The sequence below is a fragment of the Knoellia aerolata DSM 18566 genome (assembly GCF_000768695.1).
GTDB classification, from domain to species: Bacteria; Actinomycetota; Actinomycetes; order Actinomycetales; family Dermatophilaceae; genus Knoellia; species Knoellia aerolata.
In genome coordinates this window covers 49250-66389 of the sequence record NZ_AVPL01000010.1, presented here as the reverse complement: position 1 = coordinate 66389, position 17140 = coordinate 49250, and the positions used below count along the sequence as shown (strand labels likewise).

The following is a 17140-nucleotide window of genomic DNA, read 5'->3' as shown; positions in this document are numbered from 1 at the left end:
GCGTCACGGGAGCTCACACAGGTCCGGTGAGCGACTTCTGGTTCTCGTGAAGCGCCTTGCGCATGTCGTCGGCGCCGAGGATCTCGAAGTCGGCGACGGCATTGCGCGGCGTGGGCAGGCCCTCGGGGTGCGGCCAGTCCGACCCCAGCAGGATGCGGTCGGCCCCCTGGACCTCGCGCAGCCGGTCGACCTTGTCCTCGTAGAACGGGGCGATCCAGACGTGCTCGCGCAGCGACTCGATCGGGTCCCGCTGGAACAGCTGCGGCGTCTTGCCGTAGGCGGCCTTCAGGCGGCGGTGCAGGTCCGGAAGCCAGGCCGAGCCCAGCTCGACGGTGGCGACCTTGAGGGCCGGGTGCCGGTCGAAGAGCCCGTGGCACACCATCGCGGCCATCATGTCGAAGATCGGGCGCTCGACCCCCAGCGAGAGGACCTCGGTGAGCGGCGAGGACTTGAGCCCCGTGTAGCGAGTGGTCTCGCCCCAGTCCGCGAGGAACTTCGTGTAGCCCGCGTCTCCGGCGTGGATGACGACGACCGTGTTGGACTCGGCCAGCTTGGCCCAGATCCGGTCGAACTTCGGGTCGGCCGGCGACGGCGGGCGCCCGTACGGGTTGGCGACCGGTCCGGCCTTGAGGATGACCATCCGCGCACCCGCGGCGAGAACGCGATCCACCTCCTCCTCGGCCTTCTGCGCGTCGATCAGGGTGATCATCGGGGGCGCGATGATGCGGTTGTCCCGGGCGTAACCCCAGTCCTCGTCCAGCCAACGGTTGTAGGCCGTGAAGATGGCGGCCGTGGACTCGGGGTCCTCCTGGAGCATCTCCTCGATCCCGAGCCCGAAGCTCGGCAGGAGCCACGTCTGTTCGACACCCTGCGCATCCAGACGCTTGACCCGCTCGTCGCGGTTGCGGTACTCCGGCTGGATGCTGTGCATCGTCACCATGTCCCGCAGCTCCTTGCCCTCGAAGTTCTCCGAGCGGAAGTAGGTCTCCAGTGACCCCGGTTCGGCGACGGGGTCGTAGGTCGGGTTCGGCACAACCGTGAGCTGTCGCCCGTTGATGAGCACGGTCTTGCGGCCGCCGATGTCGGCCCACCGCACGATGTGGCGGTACTTCGGGTCCAGGTGGCGGCTGATGCAGTCGGCGGGCTCGTAGTAGTGCTGGTCAGCGTCGTAGATCGGGTAGTCCACGTCTGGCGTGGCCGGACTCGCCGGCGTGGTCTCGGTATGTGTCGACATCCCTCACCTCTCGGTCTCGCGGCTCCGAAGAACCGATTTGACGGTTTCGTCAATAAGTGAACTGTAGCCCCGATGGTCTCCCATGTCGACCCCGCGGGGCCAGGCTGGTGGCGTGCACAGATGGGCGGCACCACGGCGTGCTGCGCGTCGTGAACAAAAGCGTCAACTATGATGAACCTGCGCGGGCCATCCGCGGCGATGACGTGAGGAGATGCCATGACCACGCCCCGGGTGACCGAACCTGCACTGTCGCGAGCCGACGACACGGCCACGGACGGCGATGAGGCCCTCGGCTGGCGCGCGCAGCGCACCCGAGAGGCGATCCTCGATGCCTCACGGCGACTGTTCCTCGAGCAGGGGTACGCCGGTACCCGGATCAACAACATCACCGACGCGTGCGGCATCTCGCGAGCAGGCTTCTACACGTACTTCAAGGACAAGCGCGAGATCTTCAACCTTCTCGGGCAGACGGCCTACGACGACATCCTCGCCGTCATTGCCCTCTGGGACGACCTGCCCCAGCGCCCGTCGATGGCTGACGTGGTGAGCTGGGTCGAGGCGTACTTCGCCTTCATGGACCGTCACGGCGCCTTCATCTTCTCCTCCGCGCAGTCCGGCCCCAACGACGAGGACGTGCGGAGCAAGAGCAAGCGGCTTCAGCTGAGGGTGTCCTTCCTGCTCGGCATGCACCTCCGTGCCCGCCAGAAGGACCATACGACCGCGCCCGAGGCCCTCGGACTGACCATGTTGGCGGCGTTGGACCGGTCGTGGTACCTCGTGACCGTCCAGGACCTGGGCGTCGACCGCGAGGACGTCATCCGCGCGATCGCTGCCACCATCCACCGGTCAACAGGCAGGGACTGATCCGCCGCCGACCGCAAGGGGCCCCCTCGACATGCGTTGAGGGGCCCCTTGCGCAGCCGAGCCCGAGGTTCAGCGGGGACCGAAACGCTGGGCGCCGTCGAGGCGGATGACCTCGCCGTTGAGGTAGGGGTTGGACAGGGCGTGCGTCACGAGTCCGCCGTACTCCTCGGGCCTGCCGAGGCGCTTCGGGAACGGGACGGCCGCCTCGAACTTGGCGAGCATGTCGGGTCCCACCGACTCCATGATCGGGGTCCTCATGGTGCCCGGTGCAATGCACACGACCCGGATACCGGCGGCGCTGAGATCCCGGGCGGCAGCGAGGGTGAGCCCGACGACGCCAGCCTTCGCCGCGGCATACGAGGTCTGTCCGATCTGGCCCTCGTAGGCGGCGATGCTCGCCGTCGTGACGATGGCTCCGCGCTCACCGTCCTCGTTGGGCTCGGCGGCGGCGACGGCCGCGGCGACCAGCCTCAGAACGTTGTAGGTCCCCGTGAGGTAGAGGTCGACCGTCTTGCGGAAGCCGTCGAGTGGCGCCGGGGTTCCCTCGCGGTTGACGACGCGGTCGGCCACGCCGAAGCCACCGTGTGAGGTCACGGCGTACCGGAGTGTTCCCAAGGAGGCTGCAGCCTTGATGGCTGCGCCGACGGCATCATCGTCCAGGACGTCGGTGCGGACGTAGCGCACGTCGTCACCGAGCTCGGCGGCCAGCGCTTCACCCTTCTCGTCGTTCATGTCGGCGATGACCACTGCGCATCCGGCGTTGACCAGGGCACGGACCGAGGCCTCGCCGAGGCCGCCAGCGCCACCAGTCACGATGGCGACATCCCCACTGAAATTCGTCTTCACGCGTTGACTCCTTCATTGCTCTGATTGCTCGGTTCGCCGAACTGCGAACGGAGCCGGGCCTTGGCCACCTTGGACAGGCCCGTGCGGGGCAGCTCGGACACGATCTCGAGCTGCTCCGGGAGCTTCTGCTTCATCAGCTTTGCCTCGAGCAGGTATGCCGTGAGGTCGGCCAAGGTGGGCGGCTCGTCACCGTCGGTCGGGACGACCACGGCGCAGACCCGCTCCCCACGCGTCTCGTCGGGGAGCCCGATCACCGCGACCTCGCCCACGGAGGGATGCCTGCTGAGCAGCTCCTCGATCTCCATCGGAGCGATGTTCTCTCCCTTGCGGATGATCATCTCCTTGATCCGACCGATGACCTCGATGTGACCGCTGGGGTGGAGGCGGCCGAGGTCCCCTGTGCGGAACCAGCCATCCTCGGTGAAGTTCTCGGCGTCCTTGGTGGGGTCGGTGTAGCCCTTGCAGACGGATCCGCCACGAACCTGAACGAGACCGTCGTCACCCTGGGTGACCGGCTGGTCGTCGAGGTCGACGAGGCGGACCTCGTTGTCGGGAATCACCATGCCGTCGGTCTGCCGAAGGATGTCGGGATCGGTGTACGGGTCAGCAACGGCGATCATCGAGACCTCCGTCATGCCGTAGTCGTGCGCGATGACCACGCCGAGGACGTCCTTGGCGTGGTCGAAGTACTCCGGCGGTGAGGCCGCTCCCCCTCCCTTGAGCAGGGTGAGATCGGGGAACAGCGGCTCCGGCGATGACTTCGCCATGGCGATGAGCCCTGCGTACATCGCCGGTGCGCCGCCGGTGCTGGTGACGTGGTGCTTCCGGAACTCCGCGACCACCTGCGGCGGGTTGAAGGCTTCGAGCACGAGGACGGGGAAGCCCGCGGCGAGGCTGGTGATCACGTAGAGCGCACCACCGATGTGTGCCACGGGGAAGACCATGGCCGACACCTCGTCGGGCCGGGTGCCCATTCGCCCGATGCCCGCGAAGGAGGTGGCCCCGGTCAGGATGGTGGAGTCGGTGTGTCGAGCTCCCTTCGGTACGCCGGACGAGCCCGACGTGAAGTAGATCCACCTGACCTGCTGGCCGTCCTCGTCGGAGTCGGGCAGACGCGGCAGCGCGGAGGTGTCCTCGAGTTCGGGCGGCTCGAGGCCGATCTCGATCACCGTCGGGCTGGGCCCTCCGCCCTCGGCGATGGAGGCCGCCATGGCGGAGAAGTAGAATCCGGCCCACTCGCCCGGGACGAGGAAGAACTGCGGGTCGACCGCGGCAAGGGAGGCTGTCACCTCGCGCTCCCGGTAGAGCGCGATGATCGGGGCCTGTACCGCGTCGAGACGACGCAGGGCCGCCATCACGAGCACCGAGGAGATCCGGGTCGGAAGCTGCCAGGCCACGACGGAACCGGGTCCGACTCCCCGCTCGGCCAAGGCTGCCGCGACGCGCTCGACCCGCGCTTCGAACGCGCCGAAGGTGATCTCGGAACCGTGCTCGTCGAGCAGGAAGCGCTCGTCCGGGGAGGTGGCCGCACGCTCGGCGATGAGTCCGCACCAGCTCCGGCCACGAATGAGCCACGTCCAGTCTGCGGGCTTGACGGTCCGCGGGTCGTGCGGTGTCGGGGGGACAACGGTGGTGTCAGTCATCGCTCTGGCTCCTGTCGTCGCCCTCGGCGGTGTCGTGGAAGGAGTAGCGACTGACCAGGGTGGCGACGCATGCCGGCTTGGCGTTGCCCTCGACCTCGATGGTGATGGTCGTGGTGAGCTGAACGCCGTTGCTGGGCAGCGGTTCCACGCCGTCAAGTCGCATCCGCCCCCGGAGTCGAGCCCCGCTGGGCACGGCGGCAGGGAAGCGGACCTTGTCGAGCCCGTAGTTGAGACCCATACGTACGCGATCGAACCGACGCAGCGAGCTCATGAAGTGCGGAACCAGCGACAGGGTGAGGAAGCCGTGCGCGATGGTGGCGCCGTAGGGGCTCTCGGACGCCCGTGACGGGTCGACGTGGATCCACTGGTGGTCCTCGGTCGCATCGGCAAACGCGTCGATGCGGTCCTGGGTCATGGTGAGCCAGTCGGTGGGGCCGAGCTCGACACCCACTGCGGCGGACAGGTCGTCGACCCCCCGATAGACGGTGACGTTCGAGGGTGCGGTGGCAGGGTCGATCACGTCCGGCACAAGGGCTCCTTTGATGGCTTGGGCTGCGGGATGGGCGAAGTACATGGGGACCGTCAGTGGGTGCTGAGCAGGAGGGAACCTGCGACTGGTCCACCTCCGACGGCGACCACTGCCACCTCAGGACTGTTGGTGGCCTGACGGTCGCCGCCCTCCCCCCACAGCTGGACACAGGCCTCGTGGAGGAACCCGAGTCCGTGCAGCCGACCGCCGGAGAGCTGTCCGCCACTGGTGTTGAGCGGCAGCGAACCATCCAGCCCGAACCGCTCCCCCGCACCGATGAACTGGCCGGCCTCACCATGGGGGAAGAACCCGAGGGCGTCCAACCAGGTGACCGTGAGATAGCTGAACCCGTCGTAGAGCTCGGCGTGGTCGACGTCCTTCGCCGTGAGGGTGGTGCGCTGCCACATCGTTGCCGCAGCGTCATGGGCGGCCATGGTCGTGAGGTCGCGTCGCTGGTCCCAGGTTGCGCGCTCCAGCATTCCTGTGCCCACGGACTCGACCGTCAGCGCTGGGTGGGCCAGCCCACTGGTGGCGTCGCGACGGGAGACGATCACTGCCGTCGCGCCGTCACAGGGCACATCGCAGTCGTAGAGGCAGAAGGGCTCGGAGATCATCCTGGAGCCGAGATACTCCTCCATCGTCAGGGGGTCCCGGTAGACCGCATCGGCGTTGCGCCCGGCGTGGGCGCGCGCGTTGATGGCGATGGCGCCGAGGTGCTCCCGGGTGAGTCCGAAGTCGTGCATGTAGCGCTGGGCCGGCATCGCGAGCCAGCTCGATGGGGAGACCGCGCCGAACGGTCCGAAGTACTCGAGGTGCCCGGCAGCCTTGCCACCACCACTGAGCACGGAAGCGCGGTTGCCTGAGGCCTGGGCCGTCGACTCCCAGACGGAGCGGAAGACCACGACATGGTTGGCCAGGCCGAGTGCGACGGCCATGCAGGCCTCGATGACCGGGCCGATCTGGCCGGCCGTCTCGGCTCCGCTCATGTACCAAGTGGCGCGAATGCCCAACGCGTTCTGAAGCTCATGGGTGCTGGCACCCGAGAAGCCGGGCTGGGGCACGCCCCCGCCCGGGTAGCTCGCGACCCCGTCGATGTCATCGACGCTGAGCCCGGCGTCCTCGATGGCGCGGAGGCACGCCTCGACGGTGAGGTCAAGCCCGGTCCGGCCCAGGCGACGCCCCACCTGGGACTTGCCTGCCCCGGTGAGAACTGCCTTGCCCTCGAAAGGTCCTCCGCGACTCATGCCAGCTCTCCTTCGTGCGTGTCCGTTGCCGGCTGGAAGAGGGGGATCCACACGCGATCCTCGCCCTCACCCCATTCCTCGAAGAAGACCTCGACCGGCAGCCCCACCCGCAGGTCCTTCGGGTCGACGTCCACCACGTTGCTCGTGACGCGAACATCGTGGTCCTCGGCGAGCTCGATCATGGCGACCACGTAGGGCGGCGGCAGCCCCGGCAACCACTGCTGCTGGTTCACGGTGAAGGCCGCCACCGTGCCACGTCCCGACGTCGCCTCGGGGGCGACGTCGAGGCTGCGGCAGCGGAAGCAGACAGGCGCGGGCGGGTGGAAGAAGTGGCCGCAGGCACGGCACCGCATGACGAGCAGCTTCCCGCGCTCGCCGCCGGTCCAAAAAGCGGCCGACTCGGCCGTCGGCTGCGGGGGGAGGCGGAAGTCCGGTCGGGTGTAGGCGTTCATCAGGGTCAGCCCTTCTCGCTGGAGAGCACGGTGACGGCGGAGACTGCGGTGGGGCCGCCGATGTTGTGGGCCAGTGCCGTCGTGGCGCCGTCGACCTGGTTGGAAGCATGCCCGCGCAGTTGCTCGAACAGTTCCACACACTGGGCCACGCCGGTCGCGCCCGGAGGGTGGCCCTTGGCCTTGAGCCCTCCACTGGCATTGACCGGCCGAGCGCCGCCGACCGTCGTGGCCCCACTGGCCACGTACGCCGCTGCGCCAAACCTGTCCGTAAAGCCGAGGTCTTCGTACGAGATCAGCTCGACCGCCGAGAAGCAGTCGTGAACCTCCGCCAGGTCGATGTCCTGCGGACCGATGCCGGCCATCGCGTACGCCGCCCTCGCAGCCTTCACGGTGGCCGGAAAGGAGGTCATGTCCGCCTTGTGCTGGTGCATCACTCGATCGAGCCCCAAACCGACGCCACGCACCCACACGGGATGGTCGGTGTACTGCTCGACAACGTCTTCGGAGACCACCAGCAGCGCCGCAGCCCCGTCACTCTGCGGCGTGCAGTCGAGCAGGCCGAAGGGTGCCACGACCATCGGCGCACTGAGGACCTGCTCCACGGTGATCTCGTAGCGCAGCTGCGCCTTCGGGTTGGGCACAGCGTGCTTGTGGTTCTTCACTGCCACCATGGCCATGTGCTCGCGCGTGGCCGGCGACTCGTGGAGGTAGCGCGCAGCATGAAGTGCGAAGTTGGCGGGCGCCACGAGGCCGACCGGATAGTCCCACGCGACATCGCGGGTGAGCTTGGCCCACTCCCAGAACGTAGACCTGGACGACGACTCACGCACCTTGTCGGCACCCACCACCAGGACGACGTCGAAGGCTCCCGAGGCCACGGCATACGTGGCGTTTCGCACCGCGTCATTGCCGGTGGCACACGCGTTCTCGACACGGGTCACAGGAATGTCCATGAGGTCACAGGAGTCCGCGAGGATCCCCGCAGGGAACCCGTCGGTCGTCGTGAGCTCGCCGAACCAAGCAGCCTGGATGTCCGCCCGGTCCAGCCCCTTGTCGACGCTGCCGGCCATCTCACTGACTGCCATCGGGACAAGGTCCTTGATCCCGAGGTCGAAGTGCTCCTTGAAGGGCGTCATCCCGGCACCCACGATGGCGACTCGCCTCATGCGCTCTCTCCTTGTGGCTGGTCGGTCAGGTCTGGCAGGAGTGCGTGTCCGTAGTCGGGCACTCCCGACCGCACATCCACGAGGCGGAGCACCAACCGTCCGCGGTCCCCGATGTCGACGGCGCCAGCGGGCACGCCCGTCACCGTGACGAGGGTCCGGACGTCGGTGTCGTCGAGCTGGACGATGGCCAGTGAATACGGTGTCTCTCGCCCGGGGACGGGAACGTGGATGTCCACCTTGGTGTAGACCTCACCGCTGCGCGGCAGCGGTGAGAGTGACCAGCCTTCCTCGGACCCGCACGCCGTGCAGCGACGCCGAGGCGGCATGGCCAGCTGACCACAGGCGTCGCAGCTCCCTGCCTCCCAACGCACCTTGGCGGCGAAGGCACGCTCGTACGCCGGCAGTGAGATTCCGATGTCGGGTCCGGGTGTGGAGCGGGTGCGAGCGAGCGGCCTTGGCGACGGCTCGTCGCGGTGGACCCGCGGGCTTCCCAGGATGGTCGCGGCCACCGCGCTCCCCTGCTCAGTTGCCACGAGGACGTCTCCCGCGGTGGCGGCGGCAAGCGCGAACACGGTCGAGCTGCCACCGAGCGTGGGCAGGGACGGCGCTCGACCACCGGAGACCTGACCCGCCGGCTTCGCGGACAGGCCGGCGACGAGCGTCGGTGGAGTCTCGAGGGCCAGCGCCGACAACGCCTTCTTGGTGCCACGCTCGAACAACAAGCGCGAGTCGTCGTAGTCCCAGCGCTCCCCGTCGCGACCACGACTCGTGATCGGCAGGCTGCCCGTGACGCGCCCGAGCACCCGGAGGCTGACGGAGCCCTCGGCTCCGTCAGCGTCCTCGGCTCCGATGAGCACCGCGCCCGCTCCCGCCGGCTCGAGATCCGCGGCCAGAACGAGCGTTCCAGACGCCGCGCTGACGACGGCGTCGAGGACGGCCGGCGCTCCACCCACCTGCTCCACGACCGGGGTGGTATCGGCCAGGCCCAGGCCCGCGAGAAGCGCCGCGGAGTTGCCGCCTTCGGCGAGGGGCAGGTCTCGACTCACGAGCACCACCTGCCTGACGTCGTCACCGTCGTCACCCGTGACCGAGCCGGATCGCAGTCCGTCCATGAGCGCGCGGCCCGCCGCAACGGCGAGGGTCAGCGCATCCTCGTCCCGGCCCACGACACGACGACCGGCGTTCTCCCACACGGGAAGATAGGTGCCCACACCCCGCAGGGTGCTCATCGGGACACCGCGGGAGAGCCGAGAGCGGCAAGACCACCGGGGAACGCACCCAGCGCCCGTCGCATACCAAGGTCCAGCTCGGCAGCATCGAGACGCTCTCCCGTCTTGGCGACGTGGGAGCGACCCGTGCTCCACGCTTCCATCGCGATGAGCCGGCTGCCGTCGATGCGCAGCACCTGGCCCGTGATCCACCCGGACGCCTCGGAGCACAGCCACGCGACCACGGGCGAGGCGTTGGCCGGATCGAGCGGGTCCCATCCATCGGTGTCCGAGGTTGCGATGCCCGCACTGGCCATCATCCGGGTCGCGGCGATCGGGGAGATGGCGTTGGCGGTCACGCCGTAGCGCGAGCCCTCCATGGCCGTGACCTGCGTGAGCGCGATGATCCCGGCCTTGGCCGCCGAGTAGCCGGCCTGCCCGACGTTGCCCGCCAGACCCGCACCGGAGGTGGTGTTGACGATGCGGCCAGCGACAGGGCGTCCAGCCTTGTGCTCGGCCCGCCAGTACTCGCACGCGTGGCGGGTCAACGTGAACGTCCCCTTGAGGTGCACGTCGAGGACAGCGTCCCAGTCCTTCTCACTCATGTTGGTGATCGTCGCGTCACGCAGGATCCCCGCGTTGTTGACGATTCCGTCGAGCCGGCCGAAGGAGTCGACGGTCGTGGCCACGGCCGCCGCCATGGCGTCCCAGTCACTCGCGGAACCGGGGGCCAGGGCGGCCTTTCCACCAGAGCTCGTGATCGTGTCCACGACCTCTTGGGCAGGATCGTCGTCGGACCGTTCTCCCCCCAGTCCCACACCGAGATCGTTGACGATGACCGTTGCTCCGTGCGCCGCGAGCTCAAGGCTGTGGCTTCGTCCCAAGCCACGCCCGGCGCCGGTCACCATGATGACTCGACCCTCGAGCAGACGCGCTTGTGCCATGCCGGAACTCCTTTGTTGGACCATCAGCGACTCCCGAAGGCTAGGACTACTTGACAGATTCGTCAACTACGGTTCGAATGGAGTTCCGACGTCTGCCAGGAGGATCCGTGGACCACCCATTCGCACCCGAGCTGCTCATCGAGTCGCGCGGCGCGGTTCGCATCGTGACGCTCAACCGGCCAGAACACCTCAACGCCACCAACGAGGCTTTGCACGGTGCACTCATCGGGGTGTGGCGGCACCTTGCCGAGGATCCTGAGGCTCGCGCCGTCGTCCTCACCGGTGCGGGGAAAGCGTTCAGTGCGGGGGGCGACTTCAACCACTTCGTCGAGCTCTGGGAGGACCGGGAGGCGCGTCGCCGCGAGATCGACGGTGCCCGCCGACTGCTCACCGAGATTCTCGACTTCCCGCTGCCGGTCGTGGCTGCCGTCAACGGGCCCGCGGTAGGTCTCGGCTGCAACCTCGCCGTGGCCAGCGACATCGTCATCATGGCCGAGTCCGCGTTCATCGCCGACCCGCACGTCGGGGTGGGCCTGACCGCCGCCGACGGAGGCGCCCCCACCTGGCCGATGCTGATGTCGATGCTGCGTGCCAAGGAGTACCTGCTCACGAGTGAGCGCATTCCCGCTGCCCGGGCTGTCGAGCTCGGTCTCGCCAACCGGGTCGTCCCCGACGCCGAGCTCATGGACGCCGCGCTGGCGTTCGCGGACAGGCTCGCTGCGCAGCCCCCCCAGGCCGTTCAGAGCACCAAGCGCGCGCTGAACATGCACATGAAACGCGCGGTCGCCGGCGTGCTCGAGTACGCCCTGCAGGAGGAGTTCGCCTCCTTCGACACCCCTGAGCACCAGGACCTCGTCCGGGCCTTCCTCGCCCGGTCCACCGCACGGGCTGCAGGTGGTAGTAGTGAGTGAGAACGGCGCGGAGAACACGGCATACGCCACTGATCCGGACGAGTACCGGCACGCGCTGCGTCGTCACCTCGCGACTGCCCCGTCCCTCGCTCGGTTCCGGGAGCGAGGGCACAAGAGTACGGAGGAACGCATCACCTCGGATGCGAGGCTGATGTCCCACCTCGCTGCTGAGGGCGGGTGGAACCTCTACGGCTGGCCCACGGAGATCGGCGGGCTCGGTGGGGACGAGCGCCACCGCGGTGTGCTCTACGACGAGCTGTCCCGGTCCGGCCTGCCCGTCCCCGAACCACACCTCCTCATCGAGACCCTCGTCCCCGCTGTGACGAAGTTCAGCCCGCACCTGGCGCGACGACATGCGGCGGCCTTCCTGCGCGGCGAGGAGTGGTGGGGGCAGTGCTTCTCCGAGCCCGAAGCCGGCAGCGACCTTGCCGCGCTGCGCACCAAGGCCACCCGTCAGGCCGACCACTACGTCCTCTCGGGACAGAAACTGTGGACGAGCCACGGTGCCACGGCCACGCGCCTCGTCTGCCTCGTCCGCACCGGCACGACGGAGTCTCGTCACCGGGGCCTGTCGATGCTCATGGTCGACGTCGACTCCCCCGGCGTCAGCGTGCGTCCGATCGCTCTGGCCAGCGGCGACAACGAGCTGGCTGAGATCTTCTTCGACGACGTCATCGTGCCCGCCGACCAGCTGGTCGGGACGGAGGGACAGGGTTGGGCGGTGGCGATGTTCCTCCTGCAGTACGAACGCGCCATGTACGCCTGGCAGACCGCGTCTGTGGCCCTACGCCGCATCACCGAGCTCCGGCGACTCGTGGGTGAGCTCCCCGGCCCTCTGCCGGACGGAGCCCGGCGGCGGTTCGGCGCGTGCTACGTCGACATCATCACCCTCCGCGCCCGCAGCTCCCAGACCGTTCGCCGCCTGGCTGCGGGCGACACGGTCGGGCCCGAGGCCAGCGTGGACAAGATCCTCCTCGCTTCTGCCGAGCAGGGTCTGCACGACCTCGCGCGCGACCTGCTGGGATCCGACTTCCTTCTCTCGGACTCCGCGGCGGTCAGGGCCTGGCGTGCTGACTGGTGGTACAGCCGGTCCGCGACGATCCTCGGCGGTTCGGCCGAGGTCCAACGCACCATCCTCGCCGACCACGTCCTCGAACTGCCCAAGGAGATGGCGCGATGACTCCAGGATCGAGCACCACCTCGGCTCCAGGTCTGGATCCCGAGCTCCGCAGCTCCTTGCAGACGTCGTTGCGCGAGCTCTTCGCCGCGACCCCCGGCGGCGAGCTGACCGCAGCCCTGGACCAGCTCGGGTGGCCCGAGGTCGAGGCCGAGGACCCTGCCACCGCGGCGAGGATGCTCTTCCACGCCCACGGCGCAGCGCTGGCCAGCTCGGCGGTGCTGTCCGACTCCATCATCAGATCGTTCGGACCAGATTTTCCCGTGGCTGGCCAGAGGATGTCCCTGCTGTTCCCCCACCCCTCCGACGACGGGGCACGGCCGGGCTCACAGGCCGCGCCACGCCTGCGGGGAATTCTGCTCGACACCCCACCGCACGGCACGTTGGTCCTTGTCCCTACGTGCCGCGGTGACCGTGTCATGGTGCACCCGGTGGATTCGGCCTGGGTCCTCGAACGGTCCCGCCCTGCGTCAGGATTCGACGCCTCGTCCACGTGGCTGGTCGTGGACACCAACGACCCCCTGCCCGAGTCCCAGCCCCGTCCGCCCGTTGCCGTCGACTGGGTGGCTGCGGTGGCATGGGGCCGGCGCGCCATCGCCGCCGAGATCCTCGGCGTCTGCGAGGCGGCGTTGCGCCTTGCCGCCGACCACGTGACCAGCCGTCATCAGTACGGCCGCGCCATCGGCTCCTTTCAAGCGGTCCGGCACCGTCTTTCGGAGGCTCATGTCGCCGTGGAGTCCGCGACGTCGCTGCTGGACGCCGTGTGGGGCAACGCCACTGACGAGTCGTGGTTCGACAGCCCACCCGAGTGGGCCGCGGCCGCCGCCAAGGCCCGCGCTGGGCGTGCCCAGTCGGAGGTCATGCGTACGGGGGTGCAAGTGCTCGGTGCGATGGGGCTCACCCTCGAGAGCCCCATGCACCGCCATGTCACGCGTGCCGCAGCCCTGGACCAGCTCCTTGGCAGCCACGTCAGGCTCGAGGAGTCGCTGGGCGACTCCCTCCTGGCCGGCACCACGGCATACCCCATCGCATCGATCTGAGGAGCAGCACGTGAGCCATCGCCTCGCACACACGGAGCCGACTGACCTGGAGGCCTTCGCGCAGTCCGCACGTGACTTCCTCGACGCTTCTGCGGACCGACTTGAGGACGAGACAGAGGTCGAGTGGGGAGCGGGTGAGGACCGCATCTCCTACTTCGGTGACGAGACCCCCGAGGACGCCACACGCCTGGTCGACGCCGCCCGGGCGTGGCAGAAGACGAGGTATGCCGCGGGCTTTGGATGGATCACCGGCCCCGAGAAGTTCGGCGGGCGCGGACTCTCGGCCATCCACGACCTCATCTACGACAGCATCGAAGCGGAGTACGACGTTCCCGACACCGGCGTCCTCTCCCTCATCGGTCTGGGGATGATCGGCCCGACGATCGTGGCCCATGGGTCCGACAAGGCCAAGGCGGAGTATCTCCCGGGCATGTATGCCGGTGACCTCATTGCCTGCCAGCTCTTCAGTGAACCCAATGCCGGATCGGACCTTGCCAACGTCTCGACGCGCGCCGTCCGCGACGGCAACGGGTGGCGGGTCAACGGGCAGAAGGTCTGGACCTCCGTCGCGCAGCACGCTCAGGTCGGACTGGCGCTCTGTCGCACCAATCCCGACGTCCCCAAGCACAGGGGCATCACCGCGCTGCTCATCGACATGAATGCGTCCGGCGTGGAGGTCCGCCCCCTGCGCCAGATGAGTGGTGGCGCGGAGTTCAACGAGGTGTTCCTCACCGACGTGTGGGTGTACGACTCATACCGGCTGGGTGAGGTCGACGGCGGCTGGTCCGTCGCTCTGACCACCCTCATGAACGAGCGGGCCAGCGTCGGGTCCGAGGGCGCCGGCCCGGCCGCACGTGCCATCTCCACGCCCTTTCTTGCGGCGTTGATGGGCGAGAACGGCTGCCTCGATGACTCCCATGCCCGCCGCAGGCTTGCCGAGCTGCAGGCAGACCAGCTCGCCACCTCCTACCTCAACCGGCAGGCCCTTGACCACCTGATCTCTGGCGGGCAACCGGGACCGGAGGCTTCGGTCTCCAAGCTCCTCTACTCCCAGAACATCACGCGCGCAGCGCATTTTGCCGCCGAGGTGGTGGGACCGCGAATCGTCGCCGACACGGGAGCGTGGGGCGCCTTCTCGTGGAACGAGCTCCTGCTCTCCACACCCGCCCTGCGCATCCTCGGAGGGACCGAAGACATCATGAAGAACATCCTCGGGGAGCGGGTGCTCGGTCTCCCCAAGGAGCCCGGCGGCGATGCCGCCACGCCCTATCGCGAGCTGCGGACCTCACGGAGTGGATCATGACCGGCACGACTGTCCCCGAACGTGAGGATCTCCGTCGGAGCGTGCGAGACCTGCTGGACCGCTTCGGCGATGACGTTGCCCGACAGGATGCCATTGGCAGTGAGTCCGGCCACAGCACTCGGCTGTGGAGCGCACTGGCCGAGGTCGGCGCCCTGTCCCTGACCGTGCCCGAAGCCGCCGGTGGAGCCGGCTATGGAGCTGTTGAGCAGCGGGTGGTGCTCGAGGAGCTGGGACGAACCCTGGCCCCGACACCATTCCTCGGGACCGTCGTGCAGGCTGCGACGGCCCTGGTGGCCAGTGGAGACCCCGCTGCCCACCCGCACCTCGAGCGCATAGCCTCAGGCGCCACGCTCGCCGCGCTGGCGGTGACCGAGGGGGACGGGCGGTGGCGGACCGCCCACTTCTCGACGCGGGCAGAGCTGGACGGAGGGACGTGGCGCCTCACGGGTGCGAAGGACCTCGTCGTGGATGGCGCTGTGGCCGACCTGCTCGTCGTGGCGGCCGCGACGGAGTCGGGCCCCAGCCTGTTCCTCGTCACCTCGTCCGAGGCTGTCGAGCGAAAGGAACTGCGCACGCTGGACCTCACGCGCAGGATCGCGTCCGTCGCCTTCGACGGCACACCGGCGGAGCTGTTGGGGTCGCCGGGAGACGCCCCTGCGGTACTCGACCGGGTCCTTGACGCGACCATGGTGGCCCTCGCCGCCGAGCAGGTGGGCGCTGCCCGGGCCTGCCTGGACGCCAGTGTCGCCTACGCCAAGGACCGGGTCCAGTTCGGCCGCCAGATCGGGTCCTTCCAGGCCGTCAAGCACCGGTGCGCCGACATGTTCGCCAAGGTGCAGCTCGCCAGCGCCGCCGCCCAGGAGGCCGCTCACTCTGCAGATCGGGAGCCTGACCGCGCACCCGCCGACGTCGCCGCTGCGGTCGCACACTCCGTCTGCTCCGAGGCGGCCATGTTCACGGCGACCGAGAACATTCACGTGCACGGAGGAATCGGCTTCACGTGGGAGCACCCTGCGCACCTGTACTTCCGGCGGGCGAAGTCGTCCCAGATGCTCCTCGGCGGCCCAGCAGCGAACGCCGAGCGCCTGCTTGCGAGGCTGGGCGTGTGACCGAGCTTCGAGCGGCATCGACTCTGGTCGCCGCGACTCGAGCGACCGTGGCGCGTGTTCCAGACGCCGAGGCCGTGGTCGATCTCGGCTGTGGAGAACGTCTGACCTATGCCGCGCTGTGGCGACGCGCGTCGGCAGTCGCCGGCGGGCTCGTCGAGGCAGGGATCACCCCGGGAGCGCGGGTCGGTGTCGCCCTCCCGAACGGGGCGGCATGGACGGTGGCCTTCCTCGGCATCCTCCTCGCCGCCGCGGTGCCTGTGCCGATCAACCCAAGGCTCACGACTGGCGAGCGACGTCACATCGTCGAGGACTGCGGAGCAGACCTCGTCATCGACGGCGAACTGCCGCACGGCGGACCCATCGAGCGGGACGCGTCGGACCCGGAGTCGCTTGCGGCGTTGTTCTACACCAGCGGCACGACCGGACGACCCAAGGGAGCGATGCTCTCCCACCGTGCCCTCCTGTCTGCCGCGGAGCAGGTCCGGCAGGCCTACCGCCTGGGAGCCGATGACGGGCTGCGCTCGCTGGTGGCCGGACCCCTCTTTCACGTCCTTGCATCGGGCATGCAGTGGATTCCGGCGCTCGTCAGCGGCGGATGTGTCGTGATCATGCCGTCGTTCGAGGTGGGCACCTGGGTTCGCGCCATCGGCGACGAGCAGATCGAGGCGCTCAATGGGGTGCCGGCCATGTTCTGGCAGGCGCTGCGGCACCCCGACTTCAGGGATGTCGACGTGAGCGGTGTGCGAATCCTCAGCTATGGAGCCGCGCCCACTCCGCCGGCCCAGGCGCTCGCGTTGCGAGAGGCCTTCCCGGGCGCCAGGCTCGCACCGGGTTACGGGCTGACCGAGGCGCCGTGTGTGACAGGGCTGCAGGACCACGACGCCCTGATGCACGCGGGTTCGGTGGGAACAGCGGTCGCCGACACCGAGCTCGGTCTCATCGGTCCAGAAGCCGACCAGGGGATCGGTCAGCTCATTGTGCGAGGACCCCAGGTCATGTCCGGCTACTGGGGCAACTCGTCCGCCACCACTGAGGCGCTCGTCGATGGGTGGTTGCACACCGGCGACATCGTGCGGATCGACGATGGCGGTCGTGTCTTCATGCTCGATCGCCGCACAGACCTCATCAACCGGGGCGGCGAGAACGTCTACAGCGTTGAGGTGGAGGCTGCGCTAGCCGCATATCCGGCGGTCGCAGAGTCGGCGGTCGTTGCGGTGTCCGACGAGCGCCTGGGCAGCAGGGTTGCGGTCTGTGTCGTGGCACGCCCCGGGGTGGACTTCGATCCAGAGCAGCTCGTCCGTGTCGCCCGTGAGGGCTTGGCGTCCTTCAAGGTGCCCGAGCTCATCTGCCTGCGGACAGAACCGCTGCCCCGCAATGCTGCTGGCAAGGTGGACAAGGATGCCGTGCGTGAGGTGTCCGAGTGGAGCCCGCTCCCCCGATAGACGTCGCGGCCGCCAGCCGATCCAACGG

Annotated in this window: 16 protein-coding genes; 7 read left to right on the top strand and 9 right to left on the bottom strand. The window is 68.7% G+C overall.

Going from position 1 to position 17140, the window contains the following annotated elements; translation table 11 throughout:
- Window positions 1-13 precede the first annotated feature (13 nt).
- Complete coding sequence (locus N801_RS06175; protein ID WP_052112669.1) at window positions 14-1234, bottom strand: amidohydrolase family protein; 1221 nt, start codon at window positions 1232-1234, stop codon at window positions 14-16.
- A gap of 216 nt (window positions 1235-1450) precedes the next feature.
- Between N801_RS06175 and N801_RS06170 the strand changes: the two genes are divergently transcribed.
- Window positions 1451-2098 carry a TetR/AcrR family transcriptional regulator gene (locus N801_RS06170; RefSeq protein ID WP_035934906.1) on the top strand — a complete coding sequence of 216 codons (648 nt, stop codon included), beginning with the start codon at window positions 1451-1453 and terminating at the stop codon, window positions 2096-2098.
- Between the two features lie 69 nt (window positions 2099-2167).
- Here N801_RS06170 and N801_RS06165 read toward each other — a convergent pair whose 3' ends face one another.
- From N801_RS06165 to N801_RS06130, 8 genes are all read right to left on the bottom strand, one after another.
- The gene (locus N801_RS06165) at window positions 2168-2944 is read right to left on the bottom strand and encodes an SDR family NAD(P)-dependent oxidoreductase (RefSeq protein ID WP_035934904.1); all 777 of its coding nucleotides are present in this window, start codon (window positions 2942-2944) and stop codon (window positions 2168-2170) included.
- Window positions 2941-4587, bottom strand: a complete 1647-nt coding sequence (locus N801_RS06160; protein ID WP_035934894.1) for a class I adenylate-forming enzyme family protein — start codon at window positions 4585-4587, stop codon at window positions 2941-2943. The genes N801_RS06165 and N801_RS06160 overlap by 4 nt, the downstream gene beginning before the upstream one ends.
- Window positions 4580-5107 carry a MaoC family dehydratase gene (locus N801_RS06155; protein ID WP_281175670.1) on the bottom strand — a complete coding sequence of 176 codons (528 nt, stop codon included), beginning with the start codon at window positions 5105-5107 and terminating at the stop codon, window positions 4580-4582. Before N801_RS06155 ends, N801_RS06160 begins: the two co-directional genes overlap by 8 nt.
- A gap of 62 nt (window positions 5108-5169) precedes the next feature.
- Window positions 5170-6360, bottom strand: a complete 1191-nt coding sequence (locus tag N801_RS06150; RefSeq protein ID WP_035934892.1) for a thiolase family protein — start codon at window positions 6358-6360, stop codon at window positions 5170-5172.
- Window positions 6357-6812 (bottom strand): Zn-ribbon domain-containing OB-fold protein, encoded by a 456-nt coding sequence (locus N801_RS06145; protein ID WP_035934889.1) that lies wholly within the window; start codon window positions 6810-6812, stop codon window positions 6357-6359. Before N801_RS06145 ends, N801_RS06150 begins: the two co-directional genes overlap by 4 nt.
- Before the next feature lie 5 nt (window positions 6813-6817).
- The gene (locus N801_RS06140) at window positions 6818-7978 is read right to left on the bottom strand and encodes a thiolase C-terminal domain-containing protein (protein WP_035934879.1); all 1161 of its coding nucleotides are present in this window, start codon (window positions 7976-7978) and stop codon (window positions 6818-6820) included.
- Window positions 7975-9207: an OB-fold domain-containing protein gene (locus N801_RS06135; protein ID WP_035934878.1), complete on the bottom strand. Its 1233-nt coding sequence runs from the start codon at window positions 9205-9207 to the stop codon at window positions 7975-7977. The genes N801_RS06140 and N801_RS06135 overlap by 4 nt, the downstream gene beginning before the upstream one ends.
- Window positions 9204-10130, bottom strand: coding sequence for an SDR family NAD(P)-dependent oxidoreductase (locus N801_RS06130; protein WP_035934877.1), 927 nt, complete (start codon window positions 10128-10130; stop codon window positions 9204-9206). Before N801_RS06130 ends, N801_RS06135 begins: the two co-directional genes overlap by 4 nt.
- 107 nt (window positions 10131-10237) lie before the next feature.
- On the opposite strand from N801_RS06130, the gene N801_RS06125 reads away from it, so the two are divergent.
- Genes N801_RS06125 through N801_RS06100 form a run of 6 tightly spaced genes read left to right on the top strand, consistent with a single transcriptional unit; the run spans window position 10238 to window position 17112 of the window.
- Window positions 10238-11041: an enoyl-CoA hydratase/isomerase family protein gene (locus tag N801_RS06125; RefSeq protein ID WP_035934875.1), complete on the top strand. Its 804-nt coding sequence runs from the start codon at window positions 10238-10240 to the stop codon at window positions 11039-11041.
- A complete protein-coding gene (locus N801_RS06120) occupies window positions 11034-12221 on the top strand; it encodes an acyl-CoA dehydrogenase family protein (protein WP_035934873.1) in 1188 nt (395 codons plus the stop codon). The genes N801_RS06125 and N801_RS06120 overlap by 8 nt, the downstream gene beginning before the upstream one ends.
- Window positions 12218-13258 carry an acyl-CoA dehydrogenase family protein gene (locus N801_RS06115; protein WP_035934872.1) on the top strand — a complete coding sequence of 347 codons (1041 nt, stop codon included), beginning with the start codon at window positions 12218-12220 and terminating at the stop codon, window positions 13256-13258. Before N801_RS06120 ends, N801_RS06115 begins: the two co-directional genes overlap by 4 nt.
- A 10-nt stretch (window positions 13259-13268) precedes the next feature.
- Window positions 13269-14561, top strand: coding sequence for an acyl-CoA dehydrogenase family protein (locus tag N801_RS06110; RefSeq protein ID WP_245618241.1), 1293 nt, complete (start codon window positions 13269-13271; stop codon window positions 14559-14561).
- Window positions 14558-15670, top strand: coding sequence for an acyl-CoA dehydrogenase family protein (locus tag N801_RS06105; protein WP_035934871.1), 1113 nt, complete (start codon window positions 14558-14560; stop codon window positions 15668-15670). Before N801_RS06110 ends, N801_RS06105 begins: the two co-directional genes overlap by 4 nt.
- Before the next feature lie 47 nt (window positions 15671-15717).
- Entirely contained in the window at window positions 15718-17112 is a 1395-nt protein-coding gene (locus N801_RS06100) for a class I adenylate-forming enzyme family protein (RefSeq protein ID WP_245618239.1), read from the top strand.
- Window positions 17113-17140: the final 28 nt, after the last annotated feature.

What these genes read in the sequence shown, in the direction of transcription:
- N801_RS06135 (WP_035934878.1), bottom strand. Translation starts at nt 9,207, where the DNA reads ATGAGCACCCTGCGGGGTGTGGGCACCTATCTTCCCGTGTGGGAGAAC.
- N801_RS06140 (WP_035934879.1), bottom strand. Translation starts at nt 7,978, where the DNA reads ATGAGGCGAGTCGCCATCGTGGGTGCCGGGATGACGCCCTTCAAGGAG.
- N801_RS06175 (WP_052112669.1), bottom strand. Translation starts at nt 1,234, where the DNA reads ATGTCGACACATACCGAGACCACGCCGGCGAGTCCGGCCACGCCAGAC.
- N801_RS06145 (WP_035934889.1), bottom strand. Translation starts at nt 6,812, where the DNA reads ATGAACGCCTACACCCGACCGGACTTCCGCCTCCCCCCGCAGCCGACG.
- N801_RS06160 (WP_035934894.1), bottom strand. Translation starts at nt 4,587, where the DNA reads ATGACTGACACCACCGTTGTCCCCCCGACACCGCACGACCCGCGGACC.
- N801_RS06130 (WP_035934877.1), bottom strand. Translation starts at nt 10,130, where the DNA reads ATGGCACAAGCGCGTCTGCTCGAGGGTCGAGTCATCATGGTGACCGGC.
- N801_RS06115 (WP_035934872.1), top strand. Translation starts at nt 12,218, where the DNA reads ATGACTCCAGGATCGAGCACCACCTCGGCTCCAGGTCTGGATCCCGAG.
- N801_RS06170 (WP_035934906.1), top strand. Translation starts at nt 1,451, where the DNA reads ATGACCACGCCCCGGGTGACCGAACCTGCACTGTCGCGAGCCGACGAC.
- N801_RS06105 (WP_035934871.1), top strand. Translation starts at nt 14,558, where the DNA reads ATGACCGGCACGACTGTCCCCGAACGTGAGGATCTCCGTCGGAGCGTG.
- N801_RS06150 (WP_035934892.1), bottom strand. Translation starts at nt 6,360, where the DNA reads ATGAGTCGCGGAGGACCTTTCGAGGGCAAGGCAGTTCTCACCGGGGCA.